Source organism: Candidatus Zixiibacteriota bacterium (assembly GCA_021159005.1).
Classification (GTDB): domain Bacteria; phylum Zixibacteria; class MSB-5A5; order UBA10806; family 4484-95; genus JAGGSN01.
In genome coordinates this window covers 46698-56114 of sequence record JAGGSN010000001.1, presented here as the reverse complement: position 1 = coordinate 56114, position 9417 = coordinate 46698, and the positions used below count along the sequence as shown (strand labels likewise).

The following is a 9417-nucleotide window of genomic DNA, read 5'->3' as shown; positions in this document are numbered from 1 at the left end:
CATCTGCCTTCTAAGCAGAGGGTAGCAGGTTCGAGCCCTGCCGGGGGTATTTAATTGAGGGTTGTATTATATTTATTGGCTAAATTTATAATTTATTTTTTGAGGAGAGTATAATGAAAAGAGTGTTATTGGCAGTAATGTTATGTCTTATAATGTTTGCTTGTGAAGGTAAACAAGGTCCAGTGGGACCTCAAGGAATGCAAGGTGAGCAAGGACCGCAAGGAATACCTGGAACTGATGGAGATGACGGTGCTGTAATAACATATGTAGTGGGAGTAGTTTCTGTAGGTGATTATAATGGTAATTGTATTGATTTATATAACACAAATTTTCAAGAAGATGCTATTACGCAAGTTTATATTTCTCCAGATGCTGGACCTTATGCATGGGGATTTTTAAGTGAATTTCAAATGGGGAATGGGGTATTATATATTTACGATCCATATGGTGATTATATGGGATGGGATTATATGGTTATGGTAATAGAAAATAGTCAAAGCTAACTAATAATATTTTCTAAACACTAATCTTATAGTTCGCAAATCATAAAAAAGGGGGTAAAATTAATTAATAATGAATAATTAACAATGAATAATGAGTTATATGTGGTTGGTGTACGTCCTCGTGCATCAACTGGTGATAATATGCAGTTTTTGATGCGTCAACCAAGTAGGGCAGGTCGCCGCGGCGAACCGACTCCTGCCTTTTCGTGACGTCTTGTCTGAACCAAGCAGCTCGGATAAGCCTATAGCCAAACTTATCGTTCTTAAAGGGTCTCCCCTGTTTCCGCTACTCAACCTCCGGATAAGTCCCCGGCGTCAACATCGGCAATGGCTTGCCATTATGGTCGCTAATCATGCGGATATATCTGAAAACAGGGTCATAATCGAGATTGACACCCGTAAATGGCATCGGGCTTTTAAAATAGAATAGGCCTTTATGCTTGGGGATTTCGCGAATATCAACTTCCTGATCGGGCTGTAAACCGGCTTTTTCCATAGCTATCGCCATAGCAGTAAACAATCCGCCTACTTCATCGACTAAACCGATTTTCTTACCGTCAAGGCCGGAATAGAAATGCCCCTGAGCAATTTCTTTGACCTCATCGACAGACATATTTCGCCCGGCTGCTACTTTTGCTACAAATATTTCGTAAAATTCTTTGATGAATTTCTCGGCAATTCCCCGCTCATCTTGGGTAAGATTGCGCGCTGGTACGGTCATATTGATAAACGGCAGATTGACGCCTTTTCCAAGGTCGGCATGTTTGCCTCTTTGCACCAAATCGGAGGTCATGCCCAGCTTATCGCCAAAACCTTTATCATAAATCCAGCCGCCGATAACGCCGATAGAGCCGGTGATTGTATTCGGTCCGGCGACTATCTCATCGCCATACATCGAAATCCAGTAGCCGCCCGAACCGGCAACCTGCCCCTGGCTGATAATGACGGGTTTCTTTTCGGCGCATTTTTTCAAAGCCTCCGCCACGAGATCGCTGGCCATGCCATCCCCGCCCGGTGAATCCACTCTGAATACAACAGCTTTGACCGATTTGTTTTTCGCTAGCTTTAAGAACACATTCTCTAACCATCGCGCCTTGATGCCGGAATCCATCGCGCAAATGCCGAGACCATAAACAACCGCAATCACAGGTTTGGGTCCCCATTCTGATGACGGCAAAGCATTCGCCAAAAGCTTGCCTGAGGATATCGCGCTTAGCTTTTTACCGGTAAGGTTTTTTATCACTTTAGCGATATCCGACCATCTCGCTAAGGTATCAACCAAACCGTTTTCAATAGCTGTATTCGGCAGAAAAATAATCTGTTCATCCACTAAATGGTCAAATTTGCTTGAGGTTATCGAGCGCGATTTACATATTTCATCACGCGCCGTCTCGTATAAGTCATCAACATAATCTTGACGCTGTTCTCTATCAGCTTCAGACATGCTGTCGCGGCTTAACGCCTCTGCCGCCGATTTGTATTTGAAAAACCGCCACTCATCAAAAGCAAGCCCCAGCTTCTCAAGGGTACCTTTGAAATATGTATTACTGAGCGAATAGCCCATAAGGTAAATTATCCCCTCTGGGTCTAAAACAATTTTATCGGCAACGCTGGCCAGATGGTAGATTGTCATGGAGACATTATCGATAAAGATGATTACGGTTTTACCCTTAGCCTGCGCATTTTTCAACTCCTCGCGGATTTCCCAAGCATGTTCGGGAACAACTCTCATACCTGATAGATTCAAGGCGATAGCAGATATACGCGGGTCATCAGATGCCGCCTTTATATCCTGAAGGATATCCATGAAACGCTGGCTGTTCTTATCGAAAAATGCGTATTTCTGATAATTTAACCTGCCTTTAAGTTTCATTTTCAAATATTTGGATTCTTTGCCTATATAATTGTTGAAGATGCTCGGTTTGATGTCTCCCAGCCGTATTGAATAGCTGGAATACGAATGTTCCTGGCTGTCATCAAAATGCAATTGGCTGGCGATACCGCCCTTGCCAAACTCGACACTTAAACCGGCAGTGAAAGCCTCACTATCAAAGTATCTGCCGGATATATTAATGCCCGGAACGACTTCCACTACAGCGCCGGCGCTCCAGGGCGCATCCTTGAATTTGGTATCTTTTTGCATAGCCATATCGGCAAACAGCGTCAGACGGGATGTGCCCAGCGGGCGAATGCCTATTTCAGCTACTCCCTGACGGGCTTTGCTTTCGAATGAAAAATCGCCGGTTAATCCAATTGACAGATATTTGACCGGCCTCATTATCATACTGCTTTTGAATATCTTTTCAGACTCTAAGCTATCGATATTAGCATTCGACCAGCCATAGCCGAAACCTACCGCGCCTTTATCATCGCCGAAACCGAGCGAAATACGATAATCAGTGTTCTTATAATCGCCAAATTTCTGATGAACCGCGCCAAAACCAAAACCGGGACCGGAGGCGAATATTCCCCAATTTTTCCTTGATGCCATATCAGTGCCGTCGGTAGATTGATAATAGCGGAAATCGCCGTTTTTCAGGTATGCCAGATTGGCGGGATTGCTAAAACCTGACAATCCATAATTAAATATACTTGGCGAGGCTTGAAGAAAATCATTCTGGCTATAAAATGATGGAATTCCCTGGCTATAAGCTATAACACAAAAAGCCATACTCATTAGAATAGATAATAAATACCGGACTAAGTGCATATCCTCTCCCTTGTTAAGTTATTGATTCCGTTAATGAATAGATGGTTAAAAAACCCATCAATGCGGATCTCCAAAGTTTAAATATTACACATTTCCTTACGGATGATAATGATGTATGTTTCTTAAAAAAGCAAGGCATTTTTATCAAATGTGAAAACAACTTACTATATTTTGCATCTTTTTGCCTATTATTAGGATAGGAATAATATCTTTAGATTTATTATAGCAATTCATATTCGTATTCTTTAGTATATAGATGTTTCGGGAAATACAATTTCGGGAATTCCAAACAGTTAACTAATTGAGTTTTTGGATGTTAGCAGAATCTGCTTTCGAATTATGTTTAATTGTCATATTTTAATAAATATCTAATTGTATTTTAAATATTGTTTAAAATATTAACATATTGGCATAGATAATGCTTTAATTGCTTGGAACTGAGTAATGAGAAACAATCAGGTAATTAACCTGGTTGTAAATGTTGGAGCAGTTATGTGGCGATATTTATTAGCGCTGGCAATTATTTTGAGCTTTAACGACAACACTGAGCCAAAATACAGTGAAAATACGGAGCCGTACGGCGTCCCGACAATAGTTGAATATATGAATCAGCTTGGCTATACTATGCCTGATACATTTGTTGTAACCGCTTATCTTGCCATTGATGAGTACGAGAACAGGTTTCACGGCATTACTTTTTCGGGAGCGCCGGCTAAGCCATACCATACTGTAGCGGTTGACCCAAAAGTTGTGCCGATTGGGACATGGCTTTATATCGAGGGTTTAGGCTGGTGGAAAGCCGAGGATACCGGCAATATGATAATAGGCAACCGCCTCGATATCTGCGTCCATACTCGTCCTGAGGCAATGCGGTGGGGAAAACAATCTCGTCAGGTCTGGGTTCTTCCCCCGATTAATGATGTCGTCATTGAGATGAAAACAGCCCGGTTGGATAATCCTTCCGTTTTTGATGAAAGTTAATTTAGTGGTAAGATAAATTCGCTATCCGGCAGGCTAACGCGAATTACTTATATTGTCTGCCGTTAATATAAATCACCCTTTCCGGCTTGTTGCGATAATAATCGCGGCAGGCTGGTTTTTTATTGCTGTGTTTTTTCATTATGAAAACTTGCCTTAACTTGTATTATTCACGAATCATTACTCGTTTATTTAGCTTAACAGGTTTGATATTAGCCCCTAATAGACTTTTTATAGACAAGTATAAATTTGTAGCTGGCATACGTCCCCGTGCGCCGACATGCTGCTAAAAGGGTATCTCCCGAAATGTCATCGCATCTATATCACGATGATTTCTTATCTGCTCCTAATAATAGAAATCTCGATACTTTAAATTTATCAACGACTGGATAGAGAAAATAGGGAATAGTTAAGCCTAATATAAATAAAACAGCGTTAAATAAGTCATCGTTTGATAATATGGAAATCCTGCTGGCTAAAGGACGCCAGAATAAAAATACTACTCCTTGTAAGGTGAATATTAAATAAGATCTGGAGCCAATTTTAGTTAGTATTTTACTAATTCTAAAAGTTGCTAATTTGCTTGAAACACAAAAAACAAGGATTATTCCCAAATTGGCAGCAAGTATAAATCTGAAATAATTATCAATTATCATACCTGCAATACCAACAGGCATGCGATATGTAAGTATTACGATTAATATAATTAGAATTGGAATGAATATAGTATTAAGCTTATAGAATATTTTTCTAAACTGACAAAGATAATAAAATGGCAAACAGGTTATCGCTATATCTATGCCCCAGGGTATCATATTGTGCAGTTTATAAAGATTATTAAAATATACCATTAATAATGACGCTATTATGCTTACGATAGCAATAATGATTTTGTTATTTTTAAAATCCAATTCCAATATAAACCTGAATAGTAGCGCTAAACTAAATGCTGCTGGAAGAAACCATAATTCGACATACAAACCGGCATTTTTCAACGATATCCAATTCCCTAAGAATGGGATCATTAAGTATTCATTTAATGCATGATATGTTATCGCTTCATTTATAACAACAACCGATTGCAGTTGGACTTTAATATAGTTCATTAAATTTGATAATATCGCATAAACAACTACCCAGCTGAGAAAGGGAATTACAAACCGCTTAAACTTGGAATTAAAAAACGCGCTAATACTACGTTTCTTCGAGATAAATATAACGGATATTCCTAAAAACAATGGCATATTAAACGAATGTGTGAAATTATACAAATGTTCATGCTGACTGCCAAATCCGATTATCGTGTGACCGGCGACAACGAGTATAATACCGATGCCTTTGGCGATATCGACGGGAGCTTCTCTTGCCATAGTTGTTCTTTCGGTTTTTTCAGATTTCCATGAAACAATGAAATTTAATTGGCACACGAGGACATACGCCATCCACGGCAATAATCATTTCATTTTTAGTTTAGCAAATATTATGTGTTGTTGTCAAATAAAATCAAATTATCACAATAAAAAAAGGCGGCCCTGCGACCGCCTTTTTTTGTTAGAATAGTAAAATCTATTTGGAGGAATCAGTTGAAATAACTTTACCTTGAACCGGTGGTGTTGCACAATTCGGCCAACCTGATGGCGCTGTTGCCGGTGGAGGATCGAAAGCTGGATCTACAGGATGCCAGCAAGGCAGGTAATCAGCACACCACGATATATCCTGGGCGCCCCTGAAATAGCCCACAAGCTTGATCACGTCGCTGCCCATCACTATGCAGTCACCATTGGCGTCCGCCGATGCCCAGAAATATGGTTGACTAGCCGATGGATTATTCATCATGCAAGGAACCGAAGCAGGCGAACCCTTGAAGTAGTTAACCAAGAAGGTAACATCGCCGCCGATTACCCTTGGTATCCAAAGACCTAAATACTGGTTAACATCGCCAGCCATGTATTCGTAGCAATCCGGGCCGCCGCCGCATGGTTCGTATTCGACAGTAATGCGCATTATATAATCCCGAGTTTCAGACAACTGCCAATTCGGAGGAGTAGCCCCACTTGTGTAATACGAATATCCATCAGGATCATCATCATCTATGCCAATACATAAGAAATCATCAGAACTATCCCAGTATTTTGCCACAATCCAGATATCGCCAGAATAGCCCGTTACCGGAACATCGGTAATATCAATCGGTAATAATACAGGAACGTTTGATTCGTATGTACCAACATGCTCAATCGTGCCATAAGGATTATCAATATCAGGCGCGCCCGCCAAATCGGGGCAGATTTTCACCCATTCAAATTCGGCGTATTCGCTTGGGTCTCCCGACATTTCATAGATATAAATACTGCCGCTTAAAATAGTAAAGTCGCTGGCAAGCGGAGTATATTTAACAGCCGACATAGAGTTATCTAAAGGAAATGGCGTTGACGATCCATCTGCTTCATCATCATCCCATCTGTGGTCAACTACAGTGTTAGCATAAGTCGCTTTCGACTTAGCATCGTTGGAAGTATTTTCATCGGCAGGCAATAAAGTTGCCGCATCTATTGTGTATATATCAACCTGTGGTTCGACAAAAACGGGAAATGCTACAGCTAAACTGGCATCAGGATCAAGATTGGCTACATTAACGGTATGATTGTAAACTTCACCAAGAACGTCGCCGGTAATAGTAACATTCACATCAAAGGATTGCGCTAAGAGGCCATAATTTTTAACAGTTGCTTCCACTGGTGAATCACAGTTTTCAACAATGGCCCTAAAAGGCAAATCGATAGAATAGACGCCAACATCAGCATTAGGAACACTGAAAATGTTGACATCATCAATCCACCAGTATTCAGTTTGTCTGGCATTTTCAAAGCGGTAAGCTAGCCAGACATGACTGTTGCCGCCTAATGAACTTATATCCAAATCAACAGGGTCGCCGCCAAAATCGTTAATAGTATGATCTGCCGGAGTATGAATTACAAACGGAACAGCTGTGGCGGGATCGAAATAATCGCCTGCGCAGGCATAAAGAGTGTGTCTCAAGCCATTATCGGCAAACGAATTATATTCCGAATCCTGCTCGTAAAACTGCCAGCTTATGCTGCCGCCAGCCGACATATCAATCGGCGCCATTACAAACCAGTCATCGGCATCATCCATCCAGTCATATTTTGACAGGGCTGAATGAGTAGGACTGCGATATTGGCTGGTACTAACATTCCAGGGATCTTCGCCGCCAAAATCAAATATTGTCCAGCCCACCGGCGGGAAAGTGCCCTCGAAATCCTGAGCAACCGGCATAGCAACTGTGCTTACTGCCTTAATCGGCGCGGAAAGCTCATCATTGCCGGGAACTTCATCGCCTGTTAAATCAACTGATACGGTAATTGTATAGTCATCCGCAACGTCAATTACCCAACTGTCGAAAACAGCCTGGTCGTCATCATCAGCCGCAATCGTTAAGCTCACGGTATCAGCAAATATGGTAACTGCAGAGGAATTCTGAATATCAAGAAATGCATCAAAAGTTTCTCCGTAATTGCCATTATTGGTAATTGTCGCGGTTACATCGCAGCTTACGCCAACAGCAACAAGCGGAGCGGTCGGGTTGTCAATTGAGGCTACACCCGCATCATGATCGACTAAAGGAGGAGACCAGAGGATAGCCAGACCTGAATAGAGCCTGTTGCCCGGATGGTCATCCATGCAAAGATATGATAAGCCGTCGCCTGCATCCTGTTCTATACCGACAGTTGCCGCCTCGCCATGACCATCATCGAGGTCGTTGATATAATTGTATTGAAAAAGAATTTCGCCATCCTCAAAAAGAATAACTTCCATATCCATGGGGTCGCCAGATTCGCCGTAAATGATGAAATTATGCCACTGAAGAACTAAATAATCGACATCATCATCGAAATACTGGTAGTAAATATTAGCGCCGTCTGAGGTTAGCATATTCAAATCATCCCAGAACGGGGCAATAAAGTAATCGGCGTCTCCTGCACCCGGAATAGGACAATAGTTAAAGCGAGTTCCGGTTGTCGCGGTTAGAGTAATAAGACCGTTTGTATTAAAATTCACATTAGTATATGAAACTCCATAGAAGGGAAATGAGAAATTAATAGGGAAAGGCCCGTAGCCTGTATCATCGCCATTGCCAACAGGTGTGCCCGTACCGGTAATATCGATATAGCTGAATGTCGGTCCGCCGACAACAGTATTGTCTTTCCAGAAGTTGCCGTATGTATCCGGACCGCCTTCGCAATAATGCTGGTAAGCGGTGATGACCGCAGCAACAGTATCATTAGATGCGTCTCCATCACCGGTATTTACAACTGCGGCTGTAAACGTATAATCATCTTCCGTTGTCGGAGTGAAATCGGGAGTAAAGACAACCTGAGTAGATGCAGACGGATCCAGCGCAATACTGGTAACGGTTTGGTCATATACTATTGCCAGAAGAACAGTATTTTCAATCACGAGATGCAGGTCGAAAGTCTGAGCGGCTGAGCCTACATTTTCCACGGTTACCTTAGGTGTGTAGGGAGAATCAACAAACATAACCACGGAAGGTTCGTCAATTGAGATAGCGGCAATATCATCAGCAATAATAGTAGTTCCCGTAATTTCAACATTATCGACACCCCACCAATAATCGCACTGAGCGTCATAATAATACCAGCGGATTTCCACTGAACTCTGATCATCAGCATATGAGGATATATCAATAGAGACTTCCTGGATATTGTCAGAGCCTGAATAATGAGCAACATTCTGCCAGGCGCCGCCGCTTATGCGGATATCCACATCGCCGCTCCCGCTCCAGCTGTAGCGATAGTGACAGCTGAAATCAAGTGTTACGCTGCTATAACCGGAACAATCAATAATCGGAGTTATCAATTGATCGCGGGCAATAGCCGGACAGCAGTCATCCGAATCGTATATCATAAAATCGCCGTCCATTTGGCTAAGCGACCTGCTGTCTATAACCCAAGTATAGGTATCAGCGCCAGCCGCTTGGCTGCTGTCGGTGTCCCAAGAGCTGTCAACAACAGTCCAAGTAACCGGCAAACCCGATTCGAAATCCTCAGACATTATCACATCAGCATGACCAATGCTTGTTGCTGCGATTAATAGCAGGCATACAGCGCCTGTTATTAGTAATTTTTTCATTTTTCAAATCCTCCAAATTGAAGTAAATTTTAGTTATCCATTTCTGGATAGTTC

At 41.9% G+C, this 9417-nt stretch carries 5 protein-coding genes; 2 read left to right on the top strand and 3 right to left on the bottom strand.

Translation table 11 applies throughout. The annotated features are described in order from the left end of the window. Positions 1–113: 113 nt before the first annotated feature. Positions 114–503 (top strand): collagen-like protein, encoded by a 390-nt coding sequence (locus tag J7K40_00205; GenBank protein MCD6160819.1) that lies wholly within the window; start codon positions 114–116, stop codon positions 501–503. A 286-nt stretch (positions 504–789) separates the two neighbouring features. On the opposite strand, the gene J7K40_00200 is transcribed toward J7K40_00205, so the two are convergent. After that, on the bottom strand, positions 790–3213 hold the full coding sequence (locus J7K40_00200) for a S49 family peptidase (protein ID MCD6160818.1): 2424 nt from the start codon (positions 3211–3213) through the stop codon (positions 790–792). Positions 3214–3657: 444 nt separating this feature from the next. Between J7K40_00200 and J7K40_00195 the strand changes: the two genes are divergently transcribed. Next, positions 3658–4194: a 3D domain-containing protein gene (locus J7K40_00195; protein MCD6160817.1), complete on the top strand. Its 537-nt coding sequence runs from the start codon at positions 3658–3660 to the stop codon at positions 4192–4194. A gap of 320 nt (positions 4195–4514) precedes the next feature. Here the strand turns inward: J7K40_00195 and J7K40_00190 are convergent, their stop codons facing one another. Beyond that, positions 4515–5561 carry an acyltransferase family protein gene (locus tag J7K40_00190; GenBank protein MCD6160816.1) on the bottom strand — a complete coding sequence of 349 codons (1047 nt, stop codon included), beginning with the start codon at positions 5559–5561 and terminating at the stop codon, positions 4515–4517. A 196-nt stretch (positions 5562–5757) separates the two neighbouring features. Then, the gene (locus J7K40_00185; protein MCD6160815.1) at positions 5758–9363 is read right to left on the bottom strand and encodes a hypothetical protein; all 3606 of its coding nucleotides are present in this window, start codon (positions 9361–9363) and stop codon (positions 5758–5760) included. Between the last annotated feature and the right edge of the window lie 54 nt (positions 9364–9417).